We start from the raw sequence: 24,413 nt of genomic DNA on the forward strand, positions 1-24,413 counted from the left end.
GTGTGACGATAAATATAATAGAAATATTATACTTTCGTCAACTCATTTTTAAAATTTTCTATAGTCGTTCTATACATTTTCTCATAGATAGGAAGAATATTTTTCAAATCGAATTTTATAGCTTGTTCTTTCGCATTTTCTTTCATTTTGGTTAAAAGTTCTTCATTGCTTAACAGCTTAATGGTGTAGTTGCTCATCGCTTCTACATTTCCGATTTCTGCTAAATATCCAGTTTCTCCCTGAATATTTACCTCAGGAATTCCGCCTGCATTCGAGCTGATAACCGGAGTATAAGCGGCCATTGCTTCCAATGCTGCCAAACCGAAACTTTCCTGCTCTGATGGAAGTAAAAATACGTCAGAAAGCTGCAGAATCTTATAAAGGTCGTTTACTTTTCCTAAAAGACGGATTTTTGAGATAAGATCCGGGTTTTCTTCAAGGAATTGGTTCACCTTTTCCATATCCGGGCCTTCACCAATGATGATAAGTTTAGATTTTACCTTCTTCTCAACATTTTTAAAGATCTGCAATACCTCATCCACACGTTTTACCGGACGAAGATTCGATACGTGGATCAGAATTTTCTCATCAGGATTCGCAAACTGAGTTCTTTGACATTCCGTACAGTCGTCAAATTCAGAATTATCAATAAAGTTAGTAATTACCTGGATTTCTTTTTTGATATTGAAAAACTGAAGGGTATCCTTTTTCAAGCTCTCAGAAACCGAAGTAATGGCATCTGACTGGTTGATGGAAAATTCTACTGCATGTTTATAACTTGGATGCTGACCTACAAGAGTAATATCCGTTCCGTGAAGGGTAGTTACCAAAGGAATATCATTATTGTCTTCCTGTAGCATCTGCTTCGCTGTAAATGCTGCATACGCATAAGGAATGGCATAATGAGCATGGAGTAGGTCCAGTTTATAGAGATTCACAACTCTGTAGATCATAGAACTTAACGCAATATCATAAGGCTGGTATTGGAAGAGGGGATAAGTCTGAACATTTACCCTGTGAAAAAAAATATTAGGATTGGTAATGTCTAATCTTGCAGGAAGGGCAGAGCTGATAAAGTGTACTTCATATCCTTTATTGGCAAGGGACATTCCCAGTTCTGTTGCCACAATTCCGCTTCCACCATAGGTTGGATAGCAAAGTATGCCTATTTTCATTAGATTATTGTTGTTTTGATGTTGTTTTTATAGTGTGTTCATTGGGGAAACAGGAATTAGGTCTATACCCATTCCCGGCTTCAACTGATCGTTAACCAATACAGGAAGCCTGCCCCAGATTTTTGTTTTTCCGTTTAAAGCATCTGCCGTAGCATTCATAGAATCATCATTGTTTTCATAAGATACCAGAACTGTTGAAACTTTTGATAGATCAACGTCTTTCAAAGCATAGGCACTTCCGAATACATTAAGAATCACATTCTGATTTTTAGTAAGGTCAGCAAGAACTTTTTTAGATTCTGAAGATATTTTATATGGTTTATAAGCTGTTGAATTATCTTTGTGGAAACCAACAATTACCGTAGAGCCTGCTGGAATTGTACTGATCTCACTTGCCTTTTTAATCATAATATTAGACCCCATTCTATTAGCAAATGTCTGATAAGGAGCTTCTTCTAACGGAACATAATACACTTGTTTTCCTGATAGTGGAAGCAGTTTTTTTTCATCCTTTAATAAAGTTAATGCATTAGAATAAAGATTCTGAACCAAAATCTTGTGAGAATCATTATTCAGGTCAGCATTGATGTTGTCTGGATTTTTTGGAGTGTATTGAGTAAGTCCTAGGAAATATTTTGTCAATAAAATTTTCTTTACACTTTCTTCTACTCTGGATTGAGAGATTTCTTTGCTATCAATGGCCTTCTGAATCAGTTTTTTTCCTTCAGAAACTCCCTGAGAGAAAAGCATGATATCATTTCCTGCTTTGAATGCCATAGCATCCAACTCTCCCGGTTTGTATTTGTTGGCAACGGCGCCCATATTTAAGGCATCTGTGATAATTAATCCTTTGTAGCCAAGTTTATCCTTCAATAATCCTGTGATGATATTTTTAGAAACAGAAGCAGGAATACCTTTTCCAGATTCTAAACTAGGAACATATAAGTGAGCCACCATAACACCACCAATTCCTTTATCCATTAAAGCTTTAAATGGAGCAAGTTCTATTGAATTCAATCTATCTAAATTGTGGGAAACCACAGGAAGATCAAGGTGTGAATCTGTGTTAGTATCCCCGTGACCAGGGAAATGTTTGATTGCTGCTAAAATATTGTTATCCTGAAGTCCATTAGAGTAGGATAGAGCAGAGTTAATTACATTATCCACCTCAGAGCCGAAACTTCTGTTACCAATAATAGGATTGTTCGGATTGGTGTTTACATCCACTACCGGAGCAAAATCCCAGTTGATTCCCATTCTGTGGCAATCTTCTGCAATTTTAGCAGACATCTGATACACTAGATTCTTATCCTGAATAGCACCTAAAGTCATTGCCCAAGGAAATTTATGTGCTGTTGCAATTCTTTGGAATAAACCCCATTCAGCATCCATTCCAATCATCAAAGGAATTTTGGATTTTTGCTGAAACTCGTTGACCAGGTTGATTTCTCTTGCCGCATCATCCTGCATCAGGATCAAACCTCCGATTTTATCATTAGCAACAATGTTTCTTATCTGATTGATATAGTCTTCTCCTTTATTAGTATATAATGCAACAATAAAAAGCTGACCCAGTTTTTCATCTTGCGAAAGATTTTTATACGTTTTTTCTACCCATTGCTGTGCCTTTTTCATGTCCTCTTTCGAAGTGTTTTTGGGCTGATACTGGGCATTAATTCTAGGACTAATCAATGCTGCAATAAAGAGTGAAGTATATAATAATTTCTTCATGACTTTTTGAATAAGAACAAAAATACAATTAAAAAAATTGACAAAAACAAAGATTTTGAAATTTTTGGTATATGATTTGAATACGCAATATAAATAATAACTAAACATTTATAGAAATGAAAAAAATTCTTCCACTTATATTATTAGCCGGTGTTGGATTTCTTACATATAGTTGTGATAATAGTAATGATGATCCGGTTGTGGTAAATCCAGGAAAGGATAATGATACTTTTCCTATCATGAAAGACTTAACAGGTACATTTGTTGCAGATAAGTATGTATTGAACGCAGATATCGACATTCAAACAACTGATGTGGTATTGGTATATAGAAAAGTAGGAAGTGCTTGGCAACAGATACCAAAGACTGTATATGTAGATGCATCAACTTCTATTTCACCAAGAAAGTTTGACTATAATTTTGTTTTTGATAATAAAACCGTTCAGGTTAGAATTGATGATGCTAACTTTAATCTTGGAAGTATGTCTCAGGCAGAAGCAAACAATTATTTGATGAATCAAACTTTCAGAATTGTACTTGTACCTGCAGATCCTGCGAAAAAGACAGCAAAAACAAACAACAGTGTTGATTTTGGTGACTATAACGCTGTAGTTAAGCATTATAATATTGATGAATCTAAGGTTCAAACTATCAATGCACATTAATTAAGAAATATCTTTTCAGTTTTTTATAATTAAAAAAGCTTCGGAAGTTATCTTCCGGGGCTTTTGATTTTTATGAGGAATGAAGCATTTTGATAGGTAACGAGTAATAACGATTGGTTCCAATACATCTATTTTACAGAATAAGAGCTTTGGCGAAAGTTAATAGTTTATATTGGAGTTGAAATGATGAGGTATCCGGAACATAATAAAAAAGCTTCAGAAATCATTCTGAAGCTCTTATTTTATCTAGTTATCATTGTCATCGAGTAGATGTCCAAAGAAATCTTTTTTCGTTTGTAAATAGCCTTTACTTATTTCGTTGGCCGGAATCTGTAATGGTATCCTTGAATTAAGATGTACATTACTTTCTACAACATATTTTACCTTCTCAGGATTATTGGTCAAAAGATTGATATCTTTTACATGTAACAGGTTAAGGATTTCGATGGCTACGCCAAAGTTCCTGTCATCTGCAGGAAGTCCCAGTTCTAGGTTGGCTTGTACCGTATCAAGTCCTTTTTCCTGTAATGAATATGCCTTTAATTTATTGATGATGCCTATATTGCGACCTTCCTGACGAAGATAAATAATAATACCTCCGTTTTCGTGGATGTATTTCATAGCAGCATCTAATTGCTGGCCACATTCGCATTTTTTTGAATGGAAAACTTCTCCGGTGATACATTCTGAATGGAAGCGTACATTTACAGGTTTTGAAAAATCTGTATTGTCTGCGATGATTGCCATGTGAGGCATCCAATCATTTTCGTTTTCGGAGAAAGCGATCATTCGGAAATTGCCGTGCTCTGTAGGAACATTGGCTTCCGCCTGAATTTTAATCATTGATAGTTCAATTAGTTTTTAACTTCCTGGTAAAGTATCTTCAATTACAGAAATATTGGTTTTTAAACGTACCAAATATCTGTTAAGAACTTCATCATCATCCTTGTCAAGATTTTGTCTTTGCTTTTGAATTTTTTTGTATGATTTTTCGAAGCTTTTCAGCGCTCTGTTTTTGCCTGCTGAATTATTGGCATCAATAGCATATAAATAATTCTGAAGGCTGTATTTCAAACTTGTAACCTCATCATTCAGCCCGTTGTTTTTAAACTTAGGGAAGGTGGAGATGATATTTGAAATCTCGGAAGCGTTTACGTTTTCTTTGATATTGATATTAAAACTCTTTTTTGAGCCTCTATCAGAATCAGATCCTTTTGTATCGCTATAAAAATTATTTGACAGCGGAGAAAGGTTAAGCTTTTCCGTTGCGCAGGAAGATGTTAATAGTATTAGTACTCCAAAAAAAACTAGTCTTTTCATTTCTGTTGCCCTTTTTGATAAAGGATTGGGTTAAGACTTTCATCATTATACATTTTCATTTGTTTGTATACTTTCATCTTAACGTTACCGTTCTCAATATCAGCAAGCAACTGATTTATAGAAGTTGATAGATCTTCTTTCTGAATAAGCAGAACATCCAGTTTAGCCTGGCAATTATTTCTGTGTTCTTCAGAAGCTGATTCTCTATTAGCTTCTAATGACATATGATAGACCTTTAAGGCAAGAATTGATAATCTGTCTACTGCCCAAGCGGGAGTTTCCGTATTTATCTTTGCTTCAGGTTTAGGAGTTATATGTTCAAACTTAGTAAGGAACCAGCTGTCAATGTATTCTACCAGATCAGTTCTTTTCTGATTGGAGGCGTCTATTGTTCTCTTCAGTTGAAGAGCTTCAGCCGGATCAATATTTTCATCTCTAATAATATCTTCCAGATGCCATTGAACGGTATCAATCCAGTTCTTTGCATACAAAATCCGTTCCAAACTGTCTTTTTCGAAAGGGTTATTAATTAGAGTGTTAACGTCATCAGACACGTGATAGTCTTCAATAGATTGATTGAAGACTTTCCATGCAGTCTCAGTAAATTTCATTAATTCTAAGGAATTTTAGTTACTTGAAGAATTATTGTTTGTAGAAGACGATTTATTTTCAGAACCTGGTTTGTCTTCTTCTTTTACCGCATCTTTAAATTCTTTGATTCCTGAACCAACACCTCTCATTAGTTCCGGAATTTTCTTTCCTCCAAAAAGCAGTACTAAAAGTATTGCTACGATAAGGATATGTTGCCAAGATAAGGCAAGTATTGTTAGTGTATTCATCTCTTAAATTTTTTACAAAGTTACACTTTTTTTAATATGAAATCCAACCTAATGGATCAACTGGTGTACTTCCGTTCCATACTTGGAAATCAAGGGTATAAGCACCATCAAAATCTTGGGCTACAGTTCCTACCGGAGTTCCTGCAGAAACCTGCTGTCCTTTGGAAACACTTACATTTCCTAAGTTGGAATATATGGTAAAATAGCTTCCATGTTTAATAATTACGGTTTTTGTACCATCATTATTCGCAAGTACTGAAGAGACAGATCCCGGATACACAGATTTTGCACGGGTACCTGAAGGTACAGAGAGTTTAATCCCATTATTTTCTTCTGTAATATTTTTGAAGACAGGATGTGGCTGTCTTCCGAAACGGTGAGTAATTTGTCCTGCTCTGTCTGCTGGATATCCTAACCTTCCTCTGCTATCCGCAAAACTGCTTCCTGTAGAGGTTGTCACTCCATAACTTGTCATTGCCTTAGACTCTGCCGCTTTTTTCTCTTCTTCTTTTTTCTTGGCTAATGCCGCTTCTGCCGCTCTGGCTGCTGCTAATTTATCTGCCGCTACTTTTGCATTAGCTGCTGCTTCATCGGAAGCTTTTTTTGCCGCTAATTTCCTTGCTTCATCTCTTGAGTTAGCTTCTGCTCGTGCTGCTTCTTCATTACGCTTTTTTTCTTCTTCAGCTCTTTTTGCTGCTAATTCAGCTGCTTTTTTCGCTTCAGCTTCAGCTATTCTTCTTTCTCTTTCTAAAGCTTCAGCTCTTGCCTTAGCTTCAGCTTCAATTCTTACTTTTTCTCTTTCCGCAGCAATTTTTGCTAAACGTATTTTTTCTGCTTCCGCCTTTCTTCTAGCTTCTTCTTCCGCTTTTGCGATTCTGATCTCTTCTGCAATAATTGACCTGATTTGTCCTTCAAGTGCCTTAGATTGAACCTGCTTTTGTTTCAGTTCAGCAGTAAGCTTCGATTCATTCTTTTTAAAATCAGCTACCAGTTGCTCTTTTTGGGCTCTCTCCGTATTAATCGTAGCTAAATCCTTTTGTTGATTTACCAGAAGGTTTTCTTTCTCTTTTACAGAGTTCTGTCTTTGCGTAATGGTTTTTTTGATTTGATTGGCAGCATCAGTAATTTCAGCCGCTTTTTTATCCTGATAGTCTGAATACTGTTTTAAATATTGTACTCTACGGATAGCCTCACCCATGTTTTTAGCTGAAAGGATGAAGGTTACTTTATTTTGTACCCCTTTATTTTTATAAGCATTTACCAAGACCTCAGCATAATTCTTTCTCAGAACAGCCAGTTCCTTATTCTGACGATTGATCTCAAGTTGCTTCAGATAGATATCATCTTCAATAAATCTCTTTTCTTTTTGAGTATTATTGTAGACTTTTTCTCTTAAGACTAACTTTTGATTAACGCTGGTAAGATAGGCTATGGAAAGTTTAGATTCGCTTCTTGTTTTAGCTAAATCTGTATTTATTTGTGCAATTTGTTTTTTAAGTTCGGCATTCTGTTTTTGTAATTGTTCTTTTTTCTGCTGCCCCTGGTGCAGCCCGAACATAAGAACACCTATTAAAAAGCTAAATTTTTTAATCATTTAATCTCAATTTTCTTATAACTGGATGGTACAGAATAAGGTGTTTCCATCCTCGAAAAGTCAAATTTCGTGTTTTCCAGTAAAATTTGACTAGATTTTGAGCCTTTTATAATTATTTTAACATTTTGCGGCAGGCGAATTCCATTGTACTCATTCCAATCACTGTAAGATATTTCTAACTCATCCGGAGATAAAACATCCTTTAAGTTAACACTCAGTAAATCATAATTGGTATCATATTGCAGGGCAATCTTGTACTCCCTGTTTTTTTCATCCGTTACAATTTTCTGATTGACATTAGAAATCAGTTTATAGCCTTGTGCATTTTGAGTGAGTGTAAATTGGGAATCATTAATCTTTACAAAAGTTCTTCCCAATAAGATTTTCTCCAGTGCTTTGTAATCAATAAAATTAACATTCAACAGATTGTTAAGGTAATCAAAATCAGAATCAATATAGGTTTTGCTTGTTTTATCCTGTCCCTTTATTCCATCCGGAGTGGCAATTCCTCTTGCTACATTTAGGAAAAGGGCTCTTAGGTTCATCCAAACCTTTTTATCATTTTCAATATAAATGGTGGCATCTAATGTTGGAATAAAGCTGCCAGTCTCTACACGTACCTTACTGTCGATTTTGATCTGCTCGAATTTTGGTGGGATCAATACATGTTCGTAAAAGGTAAGTTTATCTCTTACCGGTTGGTTTACGTCTTTTGGATTTTTGTTATCTTCTGCTGTTTTGATACTGTCTCTGGTATTGCCTGTCTCATTTTTTACAGCATTACGGGTTTTACAGGATGATAAGGCAAGAAGTATTAAAAGAAGTGGGATCCAATTTTTCATGTATTTATCTTTTTTAATTAAAAAAATACGGTGCAATATTAACGCCAAACCACACAAAACATTTTGTGTGGTTTGACTTTATCTTATATGAATTAAAGAGTTCTGATCTTAATTATTTAGAAAGGAAATCTAAAACAGAGTAATCTCCTAAAGAAATTTCTCTAGCTACTCCTACATACTGAGCAGAGTTACCAATCATAGAATTGGAAAGGTTTCCATGGTTGATTTTTGTGTTTTCCTGAATCAAAGAGTTTTCAATATTAGAATTGACAATAACTGTATTATTTCCTAATGAAACTCCAGGTCCTACTTTAGAATTAGAAATCTTTACATTTTCTCCAATAAAGCATGGTGGAATAATTAATGAGTTTTCAATCACTGCAGAAGCAGGATGATGACTCATTTCCTCTCTTTCATATTCAAGGATTTTGCTGTTGGTTTCTACTGTAGCATTTTTGTTACCGCAGTCCATCCAGTCATTTACTTTACCCAAAGTGAATTTAGCGCCCTTAGCTCTAAGGTTCTCCAAGGCCATAGTCAGCTGATATTCTCCACCGTTTTTAATATCATTGTCCATGATATAGTTGATTTCATCCATTAGCTTTTCAGCACTGTTGAAATAGTAGATTCCGATAATGGCAAGATCAGAGACAAATGTCTGTGGCTTTTCTACGAAGTCTGTAATGAAACCATAGTTGTCTAACTTTACAACTCCAAAAGCAGATGGATCTTCTACACTTTTTACCCAGATTACTCCATCTGAGTTTTTATCCAGCTGGAAGTCTGCACGGAAAAGAGTATCAGCGAAAGCAATGACAACATCTCCTGTCATTGACTGTTCTGCACATTTAATGGCATGGGCTGTTCCAAGGGGATCATTTTGATAATATAAACTTCCTTTTGCTCCCAGTTTTTCAGCAATCTGAAGAAGAGATCTTTCAATCTCAGGACCAAAGTCTCCAATGATAAAAGCTACTTCTTCAATTTTTTCTCCTGCGACTTTAGCAATATCTTCCACCAATCTCTGTACGATAGGTTTTCCTGCGATCGGAATAAGTGGTTTTGGAACTGTTAGTGTATGCGGACGTAATCTGGAACCACGTCCAGCCATTGGAACAATAATTTTCATAGATGATATAACGATGTTTTTTGTTTAAATGTAGTGTATTTTAAGCTAACATAAGATAATTAAAACATTTTAGAAATGTAATACTTATCATGTTCAGCCACTCTGTTTAGTTTTTTAAAGCTTAATAGTCATCAAAAGAGAGACCAAAGTTTAATTCTTCCTGATTCTTGATAAAATCATATTTTTCTCAGAATAGAGCAAAATTCCTAAGAAGATTAAGAATAATAAATTACTTGTTACAATATTATAGTTAAGATATTTTACAATGATAAAACTGAAAACTCCAAGTAGGAGTAAGAAGAAACTCATCTTCTTCATTCTATAAGGAATTGGATAATACTTTTGTCCTAACAGGTATGACACAATCATCATGATTGCGTATGCCCCGAATGTTGCCCAAGCAGAACCAATCATACTGTGATAATAGGATAAAGCTAAGTAGTTTAAAACAATATTAATACCTGCTCCAATCCATGAGATTATGGTTCCAACACTCGTTCTGTCTGTTACTTTATACCAGGTGGAAAAGTTATAATATATTCCGAAGCAAAGGTTAGCTACTACAATAACTGGGATAATGTCTATCGCAATCCAATAAGATTTATTAGGAATAAAAACACTCTTTAACCATGAAATATTGGCGATGATTCCCAGAGCTACAGCACAGGCAAAAAAAGCAAAGTATTCTGCTACTTTAGCATAGGTCTTTTTAGCATCCCCTTTATCCATTTGCTTAAAAAAGAATGGCTCAATACCCATTCGGTAAGCCGTAACAAATAAAGTCATCAGGACGGCCAGTTTATAACAGCCTCCGTAAGCACCGGCTTCCTCATCCGAAATATGATTTCTCTGTATAGATTTATCAAAGTTTTCATTCACCATAAAAGCAAGACCTGCCAGCATCAATGGAAATGAATACTTAATCATACGCTTAAATAAAGAGGTGATGAATTGGAATCTTACTTTTAATATAATAGGAAGTAACAAGAGGAAACCTAAAGCACTTCCTGCCAGATTACTGAAGAAAGGATAATCTACATTTTGATTTAGACCAAAACCTTTTGATACACTTTCCGGAATCCAAAAGAATAGAGCTGCTGTAAAAACTGCCTGAAATATGGACTGAAAGATTCTTACTGCTGAATATTTGATAGGCTTATTGTGGAAACGCAGCCATGCAAAAGGAATCACCAATAGATTGTCAAAAAAAGCAATTAATGCAAACCATTTAATATATTGAGGATTATCATGATATCCTAAATAATCGGCAATAGGTTGATTGAATAAATAGCATAATGCCAGGAATAGGGTAGAGGTTGAAAATAAAAACCAGAATGAAGTATTGAAGGTTTTTTTCTCATTATCATCTTCCGCAGAGAATCGAAAATAGGCTGTTTCAAAACCAAATGAAAGAATAATGTTTACAAATGAAATCCACGCATAAAGCTGTGTGAAAATTGCAAAACCTTCATTGGGAATTTTATAGATCAACAGTGGATTAAGGATGAATAAAATAATTCTTGGCGCGATGGCCCCCACTCCATAAATAATTGTCTGCCCTAATAATTTCTTATACAATTCGAAAAATTTTATGCAAATGTAAATATTTAGAAATTGATTTATTACGAGTGATATAAAAATTCATTCATAAACCTTAATTTTGCTTTTTAGAGAAGTTAAAAGCAAGATGTTATCAATCTAAGGATTGTGCTTATTCATCATACTTAATTGTTAACTCTTCCATTTTAACCTCTATTTCTAATCTAATTTCTAAAAAGTAAAATGAAGACCCTAATCAAAAATGTAAATATCGTAAACGAAGGTAAAACCTTTGAAAGTGATATCTTAATAGAAAATGACTTAATTTCTAAAATAGCTTTCGGTATTTCTGACGAGGCAGATCATGTTATTGATGGATCAGGAAAATATCTTCTTCCAGGTGTGATTGATGATCAGGTACATTTCCGTGACCCTGGCCTAACTCACAAAGGAGATATTGAAACGGAATCAAGAGCCGCAATTGCTGGCGGAGTGACCAGTTTTATTGACCAGCCAAATACGGTTCCCAATGCTGTTACTCAGGAATTATTAGCGGATAAATATGAAATAGCTTCTCAGAAGGCCTATGCCAATTATGGTTTTATGATGGGAGGAACAAATGATAACCTTGAGGAAGTTTTAAAAACAAATCCAAGAAATGTTCCGGGTATCAAATTATTTTTAGGGTCATCTACAGGAAACATGCTGGTTGATAATCCAGAAACATTGGAAAATATTTTCAGTAATACAACCATGCTGATCGCTGTTCACTGTGAAGATGAGGCTACCATCAGAGCTAATACTCAACAATATATGGATGAATATGGAGAGGATATTCCGGTGAAGTTCCATCACTTGATCAGAAGTGAAGAGGCTTGCTATAAATCTTCTTCAAAAGCAATTGAACTGGCGCAGAAAACAGGAGCAAGACTTCACGTTTTTCACCTTTCTACAGCTAAAGAAATGGAATTATTCAGAAATGATATTCCACTAAAAGATAAAAAGATTACTGCTGAGGTATGTGTTCACCACCTTACCTTTACGAATGAGGACTATGAAACAAAAGGAGGTCTCATCAAGTGGAATCCGGCAGTAAAAACACAAAAGGATAAAGATGCTCTTTGGGAAGCATTGCTGGATGGCAGAATTGATGTGATTGCAACGGACCATGCACCTCATACCGCAGAAGAAAAGGATAATGTGTATACAAAATGCCCGTCGGGAGCACCATTGGTTCAGCATTCATTAGTTGTGATGCTGGAAAACTATAAAAACGGTAAAATCTCCCTAGAGAAAATTGTTGAAAAAATGAGCCACAACCCTGCAATTCTTTTCAGAGTGGAAAAGAGAGGTTTTGTAAAAGAAGGATATAAAGCGGATCTTGTTTTGGTAGATTTAAATGAAGACTGGACGGTATCCAAAGATAACTTATTATACAAATGCGGTTGGAGTCCTCTTGAAGGAATGAACTTTCACTCTAAAGTTACCCACACTTTTGTCAATGGAAACCTGGTATATGATAATGGAAAAATTGCTGAAGAGAAATTTGGGGAGAGACTACTTTTCGAGGTGAAAGAATAATAAAAGTTATTATAACAATTCAATAGAAGCGGGCTTTAGCCCGCTTTTTAATTTCAAAAATTCCATTGGCTTTAGCCAAAACCTATTTTTTAGCTTTATTACCCATATAAAAAGTAAGTTTTCCTCCATTCATAATGTCAGAATGCTTTAATGTAAAATTTTTAACCTCTTTTCCGTTTAAAAGAAGCTTTTGTACGTATACATTTTGTGGGCTTTGATTGATGGCTTTAATTTCAAAAATTTTTCCGTTTTCTAAATTTAAAACAGCATTGTCAATGGCCGGACTTCCTATTGAATAGTTTTCTGAACCGGGAGCTACAGGATAAAATCCTAATGAACTTAGAATATACCACGCACTCATTTGTCCTGTATCATCATTTCCTCCTAATCCGTCCGGGGTTGCTTTATATTGCATTTCAAGAATGTGACGGATCTGTGATTGGGTTTTCCAAGGCTGCCCCGCCCAGTTATAGAGATAAGCAACATGATGTGCCGGTTCGTTTCCGTGAACATATCCACCGATAATTCCTTCTCTGGTAATATCTTCAGTATCTGCGAAAAATTCATCGGGTAGGTGCATTGAAAACAGTTCATCCAGCTTTGATGCAAATTTCTTTTTTCCACCCATCATTGTGATCAGCTCATCTGGGCTTTGCGGAACAAAGAAACTATAGTTCCATGAGTTTCCTTCAATGAATCCCTGTCCGTGGGTACTTAATACATCAAAATCTTTTTTAAAACTTCCATCAGCAAGGCGCGGACGCATAAATCCGATGGTTTTGTCAAAATTATTCTTCCAATTTTGAGAACGTTTGATGAATTGATTATAGATTTCTGTCTCTCCTAAATATTTAGCCAGCTGAGCAATGGCCCAGTCATCATAAGCATATTCCAGAGTATTTGAAACTGAAGTTCCGTTTTTTTCAGCAGGAATATATCCTAGATCAATATATTGACCAATCCCTTCATAGTCTCTTTTGTTGGCTGTTTCTACACATGCTTTCAGGGCTTCTTTAGCATCACCATTATAATTTCCTTTGATAATAGCATCGGCAACAACACTTACGCTGTGATAACCGCTCATACACCAGTTATCATTGGCATAATGTGACCATATGGGTAACATTTTCATTGAAAACTGATTATAATGAGCCATCATTGATCTCACCATATCATTATTACGTTTAGGTTGAATAATATTAAAGAAAGGATGAAGAGCCCGATACGTATCCCATAAAGAGAAGGTAGTATAGTTGATGAAATTTTCTGCTTTGTGAATATTTTGATCCAATCCTTTGTATTCTCCGTTTACATCCATATAAACTGTGGGGTTAATGAATGTATGATACATCGCAGTATAAAAATTGGTCTTTTGGGTTTCAGAACCTTCAATAACAATTTTATTTAATTCCTTGTCCCAATCTCTTTGGGCATTTGCCTTAACCTGATCGAACGTTAAATTTCCTGCTTCTTTCTCAAGATTTTCCAAAGCATTAGCTTGGCTTACAGGAGAAATTGCAAGTTTGATCTCAATAGATTCGCCTTCATTCGTGTCAAAATCAAAATACATTTTTAAATTTTTTCCAGCGATTTCCGGGAAGTTTTTTGTTTGATCGAACTTTCTCCAAAATCCTTTGTAAATCTGCTTTTCATCATAATTTTTCTGACCGTAGGATTTGAAAGGTTTTGAAAATGTCATCGCAAAATAAACCGTTCTTGTTCTTGCCCAGCCATTGGTTTGCCTATATCCTGTAATGGTGTTACCATCTTCTTTGCGGACATAGGTCCAGACATTTTTTCCGTCATAGTTATAGATGCCTGCCATCAGATCTAAAATAATATGAGCCTGATCAGATTTGGGAAAAGTATAACGATGGACTCCCACCCTTGGAGTAGCGGTTAATTCTGCAAGGATATTATAATCATCAAGCTTAACCTGATAATATCCTGCAGCGGCCTTTTCGTTCTGATGTGAAAATCTGCTTCTGTATCCGTTTTCAGGATGTGTAGCCGTTCCCGGATTAAGCTGAAGCTTCCCAACAGTAGGCATTATCAAAAAATCTCCAAGGTCAGAATGCCCCGTGCCACTGAAATGAGTAGAGCTGAAGCCTGTAATGGTTTTGTCTTCATAACGATAGCCTGCGCAATATTTATAAACTTCACCATTGTATTTTCCGTTAAGTTCATAGGAAATGCTGTCAGTTTCCGGACTTAATTGTATGGCTCCAAAAGGAACAGTAGCTCCGGGATAGGTATGCCCCATTTTTTCAGTTCCGATGAGTGGATTTACATATTGATATAATCTTTCAAATTTTTGAGCTTTAACGTAAAGACTTAAAAATAATAGAAACAGAAAAACAATGGGTGTGTGATTTTTCATTAATAACAAATTTTCAAAGGTTAAAATTAATTAAAATCATCATTTGCTGTTTTACTTTATAAGAATTCGTTCAATATTTATTTTTTTCGGAAAAACGGAACCCTATTCCGTGTAGGTTTTCAATTAAAATATCCTGTTCCTCAGCCAGTACTTTTCGCAACCTGGAAATAAATACATCCAGGCTTCTCCCCATGAAATAATCATCATCTCCCCAGATGGCCTTTAGGATATCCTGTCTTTTCACAACGGTATTTTTGTGATTGAGAAAATAATGAAGAAGTTCAGACTCTCTTTGAGTAAGAGTGATGTTGTTTTCTATGCCTTGCAGAGTATAGTTTTGAGGATCAAAATCATATTTCCCGACTTTGTATTTTACAGGAGTGGGATTGGTTTTCTTTGTACGTTTCAGGAAAACTTCTATTTTCAGCATCAGTTCTTCAATACTGAATGGTTTTACCAGATAATCATCGGCTCCTATTTTTAACCCTTTGATTCTGTCTTCCTTTAAAGCTTTTGCAGAAATAAAAATAATCGGGATCTCAGAGTTTTTACTGCGAATCTGCTGGGCTACTTCAAATCCGTTCATGCCAGGCATCATAATATCCAGCAGACAAATATCATAATCCTTACTGTTAAATGCTTCCAATGCAGATTCTCCATCCGAATAACAGCTGATATCATAATAACTTTCTAAGCTGTCTTCAACCAGAAATGCTATTGTTTTGTCGTCTTCGGCATATAAAATTTTAGATTTCTCCATACTTACACATGATTAAATTGAAAACGGAAAAATGAGAGTGGTGGTAATTCCTTTGTCTTCATTATTCTCTACAGAAATTTTCCAGAGATGCTGCTGCACTACTTTCTTCACATAAAATAGTCCCAGCCCAAAACCGTTTACCTCCTCACTTCTTTTGGTAGGTACCCTATAAAATTTTTCAAAAATATGAGGAATATTTTTAGCAGGAATACCCAATCCGTTGTCTTTAAACTTTAAATATAAACCTTTTGAATCTTTATAGGATGAAATGTTAATAACCGGTTTTGTTTCACAATACTTAATGGAGTTGTCTAAAATATTATAAATGATATTGGTAAAGTGAAATTCATCAGCCATTATTGACGTGCTGTTTTCAATATCTATCTCGATGCTGAGGTCTGCGTTTTTATGCTGTATGGTATCTGCAATTTCCTGAATAAAAGGAAGCATGATAATTTTTTGAGGCTTTAATGACAAGCCGGAAGCATCGTTCTTTGCAATATTCAGTATTTTTTCAATATGACTATTAAGCTTATGGCTTTGATTGATAATAATGGATGTGTAGGTCTGTAGTTTAGCGTTTTCCTGCACCAGATCCTGCTTATTGAGAGCTTCGGATGCTAAAAGTATGGAAGATAAAGGTGTTTTGAACTCATGCGTCATATTGTTGATGAAATCCCGCTGCAGTTCCGAAAATTTCTTTTGTTGAATAATGGTATAGATAGAATAAACATACACCAAAAGAATAATAATAAGAGCAAACGTGAGCAGATACCAGAATCTTAATGAGCTGATAAGATAAGTTGTTTTATCAGGAAAACGGATTGAAAAGTAATAGGTAAGGTTTTTGTGCTTGGGGAAATTAATCACTTTGTTACTTGGGCTTTCCTGATGAGAAGTCATAAACTTTCCGTACACCATTTTATCACTATGGCAGTTATATAATGCATATACATAATCTGTATTGACCTGGAAGCGGGTGAATTCTGTTTTCAGATAATATTCAAGAACTATGGGATGAAATTCATTATTAATATTAACTACATAATAGTCATTGGCGATATTCTGAACAGGGTTTTCCGTATAGGAAGTTTTTCCGCCGGATAATTTCTCCGCAACTTCCATTAAGGCAATATTTACCTTTTGATTAAACTTTTTATCCTCAAGATTATAAGCCTGGCGCGTCCACATCAGTTGAGCTATTAAAATTCCGATAATAGCGATGAACCCCAGCGTTATGATGATATTGAGTTTTTTTATTTTCATTTCCTGAAACAATATTATCCAAAAATATCTATTTATCTTTTACCATTAACAACTTGTTAACAAATGTTAGAGAGCAGTTAACAAGTTGTAATCATAGTCTGCTTTACATTTGTTACATCGAAAAAAAATAAACTGTTTTTAAATAATAAAATTTATACTCATGAAAAAACTAAAAATTACCGCTCTTTTGGCTGTGTTAGCATTCTCTTCTTTCTATGCTAAAATGCTTACTGCAGACGCTCCATCCATTGTAAAAATGGTTGCAGATGCTATTAAATGGAAATCAGAATCTATAGATGTAGGAAATATTCCTCAGGGAAAGCCAAAATTAATCAGATTTGAATTCACCAATACAAGTTCAAAACCGATCATTATACAAAATGTAGCCCCTTCATGCGGATGTACTACAGCTGATTATACAAAAACTCCTATCCAACCAGGAAAAAAAGGTTTTGTAGAAGCTAGTTATAACGCCGCGGCAGCAGGTCCATTTATGAAAACTGTAAATGTTACTACAAGTGAGAGTAAAACGCCTAAAACACTTTCATTCAAAGGAGTCGTTGCTTCTTAATAGATCATCTTGAAACAATAAAAATAGCCTGGTAATTGTTACCAGGCTATTTTCTTTTGGAGTATTTGATGTTTTTTTTAATAATATTATAAGGAATAATTATTTGTAGCATTATTTATCAACCTATTTTAAAGGATTGCATTTCAATATTTATTATTTTTAAGAAAAAATATTTTATGAGTCTATATACACAGCCGATGTTGCGCGAAGGTGCACTGAAAGATAAAGTAGCGATTGTAACAGGAGGCGGAAGCGGCCTTGGAAAAGCCATGACCAAATATTTTCTTGAACTGGGAGCTAATGTGGTCATTACCTCCAGAAATCTGGAGAAATTACAAACTACGGCAAAGGAACTGGAAGAACAAACAGGAGGTAAAGTTCTTTGTGTAGCGTGTGATGTGAGAAATTGGGATGAGGTGGAAGCGATGAAGGAAGCAACTTTAAAAGAATTCGGTAAAATTGATATTCTTTTGAACAACGCTGCCGGAAACTTTATTTCTCCAACAGAAAAACTGACTCATTCCGCTTTTGACTCTATTTTAGATATTGTTTTAAAAGGAACAAAAAACTGTACTCTTTCTGTAGGTAAACATTGGATAGATTCTAAGACTCCTGGAACTGTTCTGAATATTGTTACAACGTATGCATGGACAGGTTCAGCCTATGTTGTGCCATCTGCGTGCGCAAAAGCAGGTGTTTTGGCCATGACAAGATCACTGGCGGTAGAGTGGGCAAAATATGGAATTCGTTTCAATGCGATTGCTCCGGGACCTTTCCCTACAAAAGGAGCATGGGACAGACTTCTTCCCGGAGATTTGCAGGAAAAATTTGATATGAAGAAAAAAGTTCCGTTAAGAAGAGTAGGAGAACATCAGGAGTTAGCTAATCTTGCTGCATATCTTGTATCAGATTATTCTGCTTATATGAATGGTGAGGTAGTGACTATTGATGGGGGAGAATGGCTTCAGGGAGCAGGAGAGTTTAATATGCTTGAAGCAATCCCAGGCGAAATGTGGGATGCATTGGAAGCTATGATTAAAGCAAAAAAATCAAACTAACTTAATTTATTTAAAAAAGTAGCCCGGATTTGTAACAATTCCGGGCATTTTTTTTACCTATGCATTACATTAGTAATAATTTTTCAAATGAATTTAAAACTTCCAACCCTTGTTTCAGCTATTACGGTCTTTTTTTTCTCAGGATCTGTAGTAGCACAGGAAACCCCAAAATATGATTATGTAGAAGCATTTAAACCATTCTTCTATCCTCAGACAGGTACGGAAACCCGTTCTGCAAGCGGACAACCGGGACATGCCTATTGGCAGAACTCAGCGGATTATCATTTGAATGTCAGCTTGAATGAAAGTAAAAAAGAGATTACAGGTACCGCTGAAATTAAATATACCAATAATAGTCCTGATAAACTTAGTTTCCTTTGGCTGCAGCTTGATCAGAACCTCTTTGCAAAAGATTCCCGTGGAAATGCGGTTGTTCCCTTATCCGGAAGCAGAAACGGAGCTCATGGAGAGGCTTTTGAGGGTGGTTATACCATTAAATCAGTAAAAATTGATGGTAAAGAGGTAAAATATACCATTACGGATACCAGGATGCAGATTGATCTTTCTGGAGAATTAAAAGCAAGGGGTGGCGTGGCAAAAATTGCTATCGAGTATTCCTTTATTTCCCCGGAATATGGTTCAGACAGAATGGGAATACAGGATACCAAAAATGGTAAAATATTTACCATGGCACAATGGTATCCGAGAATGTGTGTATATGATGATGTTATGGGATGGAATACGCTTCCTTACGTAGGAGCTTCCGAATTTTATCTTGAATATGGAGATATTACCGCAAATATTACGGTACCAGCCAATCATTATGTTGTAGCATCTGGAGAACTTTTGAATGAAAACGAAGTTTACAGTAAGGAAGAAACCAACAGGTGGAACCAGGCAAGAAACAGTGATAAAACGGTAATGATACGTCCGGAATCCGAAATTGGTAAAAACAAATCTTCAGGAACAAAAACCTGGAAGTTTAAAATTACACAGGCCCGTGATTTTGCTTGGGCATCATCTGCCGGCTTCATTTTGGATGCAGCGAGAATCAATCTTCCGAATGGTAAAAAATCATTGGCTATTTCTGCTTATCCTGTGGAGAGCGCAGGGGAAAAAGCATGGGGAAGATCTACAGAATATACAAAAGCAGCTATAGAACATTACTCAAAGAAATGGTATGGGTATACCTATCCTGCAGCAACCAACGTAGCCGGAAATGAAGGAGGAATGGAGTATCCGGGAATCGTTTTTTGTCATATGGATTCTAAAGGAGAAGAACTTTGGGGGGTTACGGATCATGAGTTTGGACACAACTGGTTTCCGATGATCGTAGGTTCTAATGAAAGATTATTTGCATGGATGGATGAAGGGTTTAATACCTTTATTAACGAAATTTCCACAGAAGCTTTTAATAAAGGGGAGTATTACAGGAAAAAGAATTTAGGACAAGCAGGAAGCTTTTTTATGAATGATAACCTTGAACCTATTATGGTGGGACCAGATAATATGAAAGAAAGAAGTATTGCTGCTTTGGCCTATTATAAGCCTGGAGCTGGTTTATCTATTTTAAGAACATCAATTCTGGGACCTGAAAAATTTGATAAAGCTTTCAGAACTTATATAGATCGCTGGGCATTCAAACATCCTACTCCTTGGGATTTCTTTCATACGATGGAGAATGTTTCAGGAGAAGAATTAACCTGGTTCTGGAGAGGGTGGTTTTTCAATAAGTGGAAAATTGATCAGGGAGTGAAGAGTGCTAAATATGTTGACGGAGATTTTAAAAAAGGGGTTCAGGTGACAATTGAAAATATTGGACAATTACCAGTTCCTACTACGGTTCAATTGGTATTTAAAGACAGAACAACAAAAAATGTCAAAATACCTATCGAAGTCTGGAAGAGAAATACCGAATGGACTTTTAAGGTAGATTCTAACAAAGAAATAAATGAGGTTAAGCTGGATCCTGATTCTCAGATGCCTGATATTAATTTGAATAATAATAGTCTCGCATTATAATACGGGCGGTTTTAAAAGAATTAATTTAACATTATTATCATATAAATTGGACTTCTCTGTCATAGAGAAGTCTTATTTTTGTCTCAAATTGATAAAATAATTATGAATTTCAGATTTTCAATGATACTCTTGATGCTTTTTGCACTGGGATTTTCACAGGACCTTACCGTAATGAGTTTTAATATCAGATTAAATGTAGCTTCAGACAAAGAAAATGCATGGCCGGAAAGAAAACAGGATGTAGCTGATCTTTTAACCTATTATCATCCGGATTATTTCGGTGTTCAGGAAGCGCTTCCTGAACAGATGAAAGATATTAAAAATGGGTTGAAGAATTACGATTATATTGGAGTAGGAAGAGATGATGGTAAAGAAAAAGGAGAGTTTTCTGCTATTTTTTATGATACCCAAAGACTGGATGTGATAAAATCAGGGACGTTCTGGTTGTCTGAAACTCCTGAGAAACCTTCAAAAGGCTGGGATGCTGCATTGAACAGAATTTGTACCTATGCTGTTTTTAAGGATAAAAAATCGAAAAAAGAATTCCTTGCGATGAATCTTCACTTCGATCATATTGGAAATGTAGCCAGAGTAAAGTCTTCAGAATTGATTTTGAAAAAGATCAAGGAGCTTAATCCAAAGAATTTGCCAGTAACAGTGAGTGGAGATTTTAATCTTACAGATGATACGGAACCGGTTAAAATTCTTTCCCAAAATATGGAGGATACTTTTTATCATTCTGAAACGAAACATTATGGACCTTCAGGAACCTTTACTGCCTTTAATGTAAATGAAGTACCTAAAGACAGAATCGATTATATTTTTACAAAAGACTTTAAGATAAGATCTCACCGGCACATCAATGACAGAAGAGAGAATCTTCTTTATCCATCAGATCATTTCCCGGTTATTGTAAAACTTTCTTTTTAAAAATTAGTGGGTTGGAAAATCAATTTCAAATCCAATTCCTCTGAGGGATTGGATTTTTACGTTCGGGTCATTACAGAAATATTTGCGCAGTCTGCTGATAAATACATCAAGGCTTCTGCCAGTAAAATAATCATTAGTTTCCCATAAGTTATCCAGAATATTATTTCTGGTGATTGTGGTATGGTTATGCTTCAAGAGGTACAAAAGCAATTCCTGTTCACGAACTGTCATCCGAACATTTCCGCTAGGGTGGGATAAGAGAAGCTTCTGAGTATCCAGAGAGTAGTCACCAATTTTCAGCTGAGGCTCTATAATTGGTGATAATGATCTTTTCAGAATGTTCTTTATTCTCAATACCAGTTCTTCAGGATCGCATGGTTTGGATATGTAGTCATCAGCGCCTATTTTTAATCCGGTTAAGCGATCAATTTTTTGGTTCTTTGCGGTTAAAAATAAAAGAGGGAAGTCATTTTTCTCTTTTAATATCATTTTTGCAAGGGAAAAACCGTCAATATTAGGCATCATCACATCTAGAATTCCCATTTGAAAAGGAAAATCAGCAGAAATTAAGGGGATAATGTCTTCAGGGTTCTGATACCAGCTGATATCAAAATCTTCCAGTTCAAGATATTGTTTAAGGATTGTTCCGAAATCGGAATCGTCTTCTGCCAGCAGGATTTTAGTTTTCATAAGGAATGGTTATTTTAAAAGTACTTCCAACACCTGGTTGACTGAATACATCAACTTTTCCGTGATAGGAGGTAATGATTTCTTTTACAAAATAAAGCCCAAGCCCAAGTCCTTTACTGTTATGGATATTATTGACCTGTATTCTGTAGAATTTTTCAAATATATTCTTTAGTTCTTTACGTTCCATACCCTGACCATTATCTGAAACCTCAATCTTCAGATTCTGAGCGGCGTTGTTGGCATTGATGGTCACAGCAGAAGCTCCATATTTTATACTGTTCTCACAGAGATTCTTTACCATTGTTTCCATGAGATTTTTATCGAAAGGAAGCTGTCTGAAAACTTTGTTTTCTAATTTAAAATCTATTTGTGGATAAGTGAAAGAAAGATCCTGAATGAAAAATGTCCAGTCTTCTGGTTCTATAGCGATTACATCTTCTAGCGTTTCATCTTTATGGAGCTGAAGCATCAAGCTTTCAAGCCTTGAAATTTGCCGGTCAATCAATGGAAGTGTATCAGGATTCCATCCTTTTTTTAATGTTTTAGATGCTATTTTTAAGGTAGCAATCGGAGTCTTAAACTCATGCGAAATGTTATCCACAACAGTGTGGAGAACTTTTACCTGTTTTTGTTGTTTGATGAGGTTTTTGATAGTGAAAATATATAATAGAAGAACACCTGAAAGAAGAGCAATGCAGCAAATAATCAATAGAGCAAGTTCTTTGAAGACAACGCTTTTTATATTTTTGATTTCAAAGTCAGTTTGGGTTTTAACCAGGAAAGTATTACTTCTTTTAACTGATCCTTTATCTGAATCATTTCTTTTAGTGGTGGATGTTTCCCAACTTCCGTTGCTGGCTATGTGGGATTTCTTAATCTTATCTTTTGTTTCAAAAATGACAATAGGTTCAGTGATTACTTTAGCGCTGTCTGGAAGATGGACAATGGAGAGATAACGGATTCTTGCAGAAATTTTATAACCATCTTTCTCAAACCTGCTATCAATATAGTGGATCAGTCTTTCCTTAGCTACTTTTCTGTTTTCTATGAAATACCTTAAAAAATCTTTTTTACTGATCTCTTTATTATGATAGTTGATTATAATTTCCTGAAGGGCATCATCTTTTGATTCTTTAATCTCGTGAATATCTTCCAGATTATCAGAATAATTGGTGAGACCATCATTCACAGATCTGTAGATGTCCCTTTCTTTGACCTGGTAGGTTTTGTACATAAAGTAGACCTGTATTCCCAGTAAAAGTAGGAACAGGGCAGCAAAAGCAGAAATAAGAATTTTACTCTTGAATATCATTAAAACAAAGATAAAGCTTTCGTATTTCACCGAAATCGAATTTTTATTATTAACCTTACATTAACCTTATGATTTGTGTGATTTTTCTTATTTTTAAAGGACTAATAAACTATTTCATGAAAAAGCAGATTATCCTTTTTTTGGTATTGATTGGGATTTTAATGAGTGCTCAGACTCATCGGTTCATCTATGAACTTCAGTATAGACCGAATGCTAATGATACAAGCTATGATAAAGAAGAAATGGTATTGGATATTAATCCAGAAGAAGTAAAATTCTTTGAACTTGAATTTCTAGTGAATGATTCTCTTAATATTCTTCATGGTGGAATATCATCTCAGCATACCAGCCATTCTGAACAAACCCTTATTCGTAAAAGGAACTCCAATAAAAATAAAAACTATTTTCAGATCAGAATGATGCCTTATTATTATGTTTTTGAAACAGAGGATAATATCCAATGGAAAATAGAGGCTGAAACTAAGAAAGTGAATAATTATAATTTGCAGAAAGCAACAGCAAGATTCGGCGGGAGAAATTGGACTGCATGGTTTACACCGGATATTAACATTCCTGAAGGACCTTATAAATTTAGAGGATTGCCGGGACTTGTTCTGTATGTGGAAGATGATAAGAAAGATTTTATTTATTCTTTATCCCGAAATATTAACCTCCCCAAAACATATGATACAAAAAGTTTTCTAGAAAGACATTATTCATTGGATCCCATTACTATTGATTTTAGGAAATGGATAAAACTAAACCTTGAGTTTTATAGCGACCCTTACGCCAGAATGAGAACAGAATTTCAACCGGATTGGAATGTGAAAATTGAAGGGCAGCAGATTAAAAGTAAAGAAGAGTTTGCCGGATTAACTAAACAAACACAAGCTAATATTAAAAAATACTATAATCCTATAGAGCTGGATAAAGCAATTCCTTATCCATAAAAATATCTCCGATTAATTTTAAAAGCCTGAATTTTTTAATTCAGGCTTTTTCATTTTTA

General features: G+C 35.2%; 22 protein-coding genes. 7 read left to right on the forward strand and 15 right to left on the reverse strand.

All coding sequences use genetic code 11. The features are described from left to right. Positions 1-26 precede the first annotated feature (26 nt). Both bshA and EL260_RS03640 read right to left on the reverse strand, forming a co-directional pair. Complete coding sequence (gene bshA, locus EL260_RS03635) at positions 27-1,175, reverse strand: N-acetyl-alpha-D-glucosaminyl L-malate synthase BshA (RefSeq protein ID WP_123858886.1); 1,149 nt, start codon at positions 1,173-1,175, stop codon at positions 27-29. Between the two features lie 27 nt (positions 1,176-1,202). Then, the gene (locus EL260_RS03640; RefSeq protein ID WP_123858887.1) at positions 1,203-2,906 is read right to left on the reverse strand and encodes a glycoside hydrolase family 3 protein; all 1,704 of its coding nucleotides are present in this window, start codon (positions 2,904-2,906) and stop codon (positions 1,203-1,205) included. A gap of 116 nt (positions 2,907-3,022) precedes the next feature. On the opposite strand from EL260_RS03640, the gene EL260_RS03645 reads away from it, so the two are divergent. Beyond that, on the forward strand, positions 3,023-3,571 hold the full coding sequence (locus tag EL260_RS03645; RefSeq protein ID WP_123858888.1) for a hypothetical protein: 549 nt from the start codon (positions 3,023-3,025) through the stop codon (positions 3,569-3,571). 246 nt (positions 3,572-3,817) lie between these two features. Here the strand turns inward: EL260_RS03645 and ribA are convergent, their stop codons facing one another. From ribA to EL260_RS03685, 8 genes are all read right to left on the reverse strand, one after another. Beyond that, a complete protein-coding gene (ribA, locus tag EL260_RS03650; RefSeq protein ID WP_123858889.1) occupies positions 3,818-4,414 on the reverse strand; it encodes a GTP cyclohydrolase II in 597 nt (198 codons plus the stop codon). A gap of 18 nt (positions 4,415-4,432) precedes the next feature. Beyond that, complete coding sequence (locus EL260_RS03655; protein ID WP_123858890.1) at positions 4,433-4,891, reverse strand: hypothetical protein; 459 nt, start codon at positions 4,889-4,891, stop codon at positions 4,433-4,435. Continuing rightward, positions 4,888-5,502 (reverse strand): DUF4254 domain-containing protein, encoded by a 615-nt coding sequence (locus tag EL260_RS03660; protein WP_123858891.1) that lies wholly within the window; start codon positions 5,500-5,502, stop codon positions 4,888-4,890. Before EL260_RS03660 ends, EL260_RS03655 begins: the two co-directional genes overlap by 4 nt. Before the next feature lie 15 nt (positions 5,503-5,517). Next, positions 5,518-5,730, reverse strand: a complete 213-nt coding sequence (locus tag EL260_RS03665; protein ID WP_066699604.1) for a twin-arginine translocase TatA/TatE family subunit — start codon at positions 5,728-5,730, stop codon at positions 5,518-5,520. A gap of 31 nt (positions 5,731-5,761) precedes the next feature. Next, complete coding sequence (locus EL260_RS03670; RefSeq protein WP_123858892.1) at positions 5,762-7,324, reverse strand: M23 family metallopeptidase; 1,563 nt, start codon at positions 7,322-7,324, stop codon at positions 5,762-5,764. Next, a complete protein-coding gene (locus EL260_RS03675; protein ID WP_123858893.1) occupies positions 7,321-8,166 on the reverse strand; it encodes a DUF4292 domain-containing protein in 846 nt (281 codons plus the stop codon). Before EL260_RS03675 ends, EL260_RS03670 begins: the two co-directional genes overlap by 4 nt. Positions 8,167-8,278: 112 nt before the next feature. Next, positions 8,279-9,295 carry a sugar phosphate nucleotidyltransferase gene (locus tag EL260_RS03680; RefSeq protein WP_123858894.1) on the reverse strand — a complete coding sequence of 339 codons (1,017 nt, stop codon included), beginning with the start codon at positions 9,293-9,295 and terminating at the stop codon, positions 8,279-8,281. A gap of 150 nt (positions 9,296-9,445) precedes the next feature. Then, the gene (locus EL260_RS03685) at positions 9,446-10,873 is read right to left on the reverse strand and encodes a lipopolysaccharide biosynthesis protein (RefSeq protein WP_123858895.1); all 1,428 of its coding nucleotides are present in this window, start codon (positions 10,871-10,873) and stop codon (positions 9,446-9,448) included. A gap of 204 nt (positions 10,874-11,077) precedes the next feature. On the opposite strand from EL260_RS03685, the gene EL260_RS03690 reads away from it, so the two are divergent. Further along, complete coding sequence (locus EL260_RS03690) at positions 11,078-12,415, forward strand: dihydroorotase (RefSeq protein ID WP_123858896.1); 1,338 nt, start codon at positions 11,078-11,080, stop codon at positions 12,413-12,415. An 82-nt stretch (positions 12,416-12,497) separates the two neighbouring features. Here the strand turns inward: EL260_RS03690 and EL260_RS03695 are convergent, their stop codons facing one another. The 3 genes from EL260_RS03695 to EL260_RS03705 form a co-directional block, all read right to left on the reverse strand. Continuing rightward, a complete protein-coding gene (locus EL260_RS03695; RefSeq protein ID WP_123858897.1) occupies positions 12,498-14,795 on the reverse strand; it encodes a GH92 family glycosyl hydrolase in 2,298 nt (765 codons plus the stop codon). A gap of 70 nt (positions 14,796-14,865) precedes the next feature. After that, on the reverse strand, positions 14,866-15,555 hold the full coding sequence (locus EL260_RS03700) for a response regulator transcription factor (protein WP_123858898.1): 690 nt from the start codon (positions 15,553-15,555) through the stop codon (positions 14,866-14,868). A gap of 12 nt (positions 15,556-15,567) precedes the next feature. Continuing rightward, positions 15,568-16,821 carry a sensor histidine kinase gene (locus EL260_RS03705; protein WP_123858899.1) on the reverse strand — a complete coding sequence of 418 codons (1,254 nt, stop codon included), beginning with the start codon at positions 16,819-16,821 and terminating at the stop codon, positions 15,568-15,570. Between the two features lie 160 nt (positions 16,822-16,981). Between EL260_RS03705 and EL260_RS03710 the strand changes: the two genes are divergently transcribed. From EL260_RS03710 to EL260_RS03725, 4 genes are all read left to right on the forward strand, one after another. Next, positions 16,982-17,392, forward strand: a complete 411-nt coding sequence (locus EL260_RS03710) for a DUF1573 domain-containing protein (RefSeq protein WP_123858900.1) — start codon at positions 16,982-16,984, stop codon at positions 17,390-17,392. A 176-nt stretch (positions 17,393-17,568) separates the two neighbouring features. After that, positions 17,569-18,450: an SDR family oxidoreductase gene (locus EL260_RS03715; RefSeq protein WP_123858901.1), complete on the forward strand. Its 882-nt coding sequence runs from the start codon at positions 17,569-17,571 to the stop codon at positions 18,448-18,450. Between the two features lie 87 nt (positions 18,451-18,537). Next, positions 18,538-20,472 (forward strand): M1 family metallopeptidase, encoded by a 1,935-nt coding sequence (locus tag EL260_RS03720; RefSeq protein ID WP_123858902.1) that lies wholly within the window; start codon positions 18,538-18,540, stop codon positions 20,470-20,472. A gap of 102 nt (positions 20,473-20,574) precedes the next feature. After that, positions 20,575-21,402 (forward strand): endonuclease/exonuclease/phosphatase family protein, encoded by an 828-nt coding sequence (locus EL260_RS03725; protein ID WP_164466595.1) that lies wholly within the window; start codon positions 20,575-20,577, stop codon positions 21,400-21,402. Positions 21,403-21,405: 3 nt separating this feature from the next. Here the strand turns inward: EL260_RS03725 and EL260_RS03730 are convergent, their stop codons facing one another. Both EL260_RS03730 and EL260_RS03735 read right to left on the reverse strand, forming a co-directional pair. Continuing rightward, the gene (locus EL260_RS03730; protein WP_123858903.1) at positions 21,406-22,092 is read right to left on the reverse strand and encodes a response regulator transcription factor; all 687 of its coding nucleotides are present in this window, start codon (positions 22,090-22,092) and stop codon (positions 21,406-21,408) included. Beyond that, positions 22,082-23,404, reverse strand: coding sequence for a sensor histidine kinase (locus EL260_RS03735; RefSeq protein ID WP_123858904.1), 1,323 nt, complete (start codon positions 23,402-23,404; stop codon positions 22,082-22,084). The genes EL260_RS03730 and EL260_RS03735 overlap by 11 nt, the downstream gene beginning before the upstream one ends. 116 nt (positions 23,405-23,520) lie before the next feature. On the opposite strand from EL260_RS03735, the gene EL260_RS03740 reads away from it, so the two are divergent. Continuing rightward, positions 23,521-24,354, forward strand: a complete 834-nt coding sequence (locus EL260_RS03740) for a GLPGLI family protein (RefSeq protein WP_164466596.1) — start codon at positions 23,521-23,523, stop codon at positions 24,352-24,354. Positions 24,355-24,413 lie beyond the last annotated feature (59 nt).

Source organism: Chryseobacterium nakagawai (genome assembly GCF_900637665.1).
In the GTDB taxonomy this organism is placed as follows: Bacteria; Bacteroidota; Bacteroidia; order Flavobacteriales; family Weeksellaceae; genus Chryseobacterium; species Chryseobacterium nakagawai.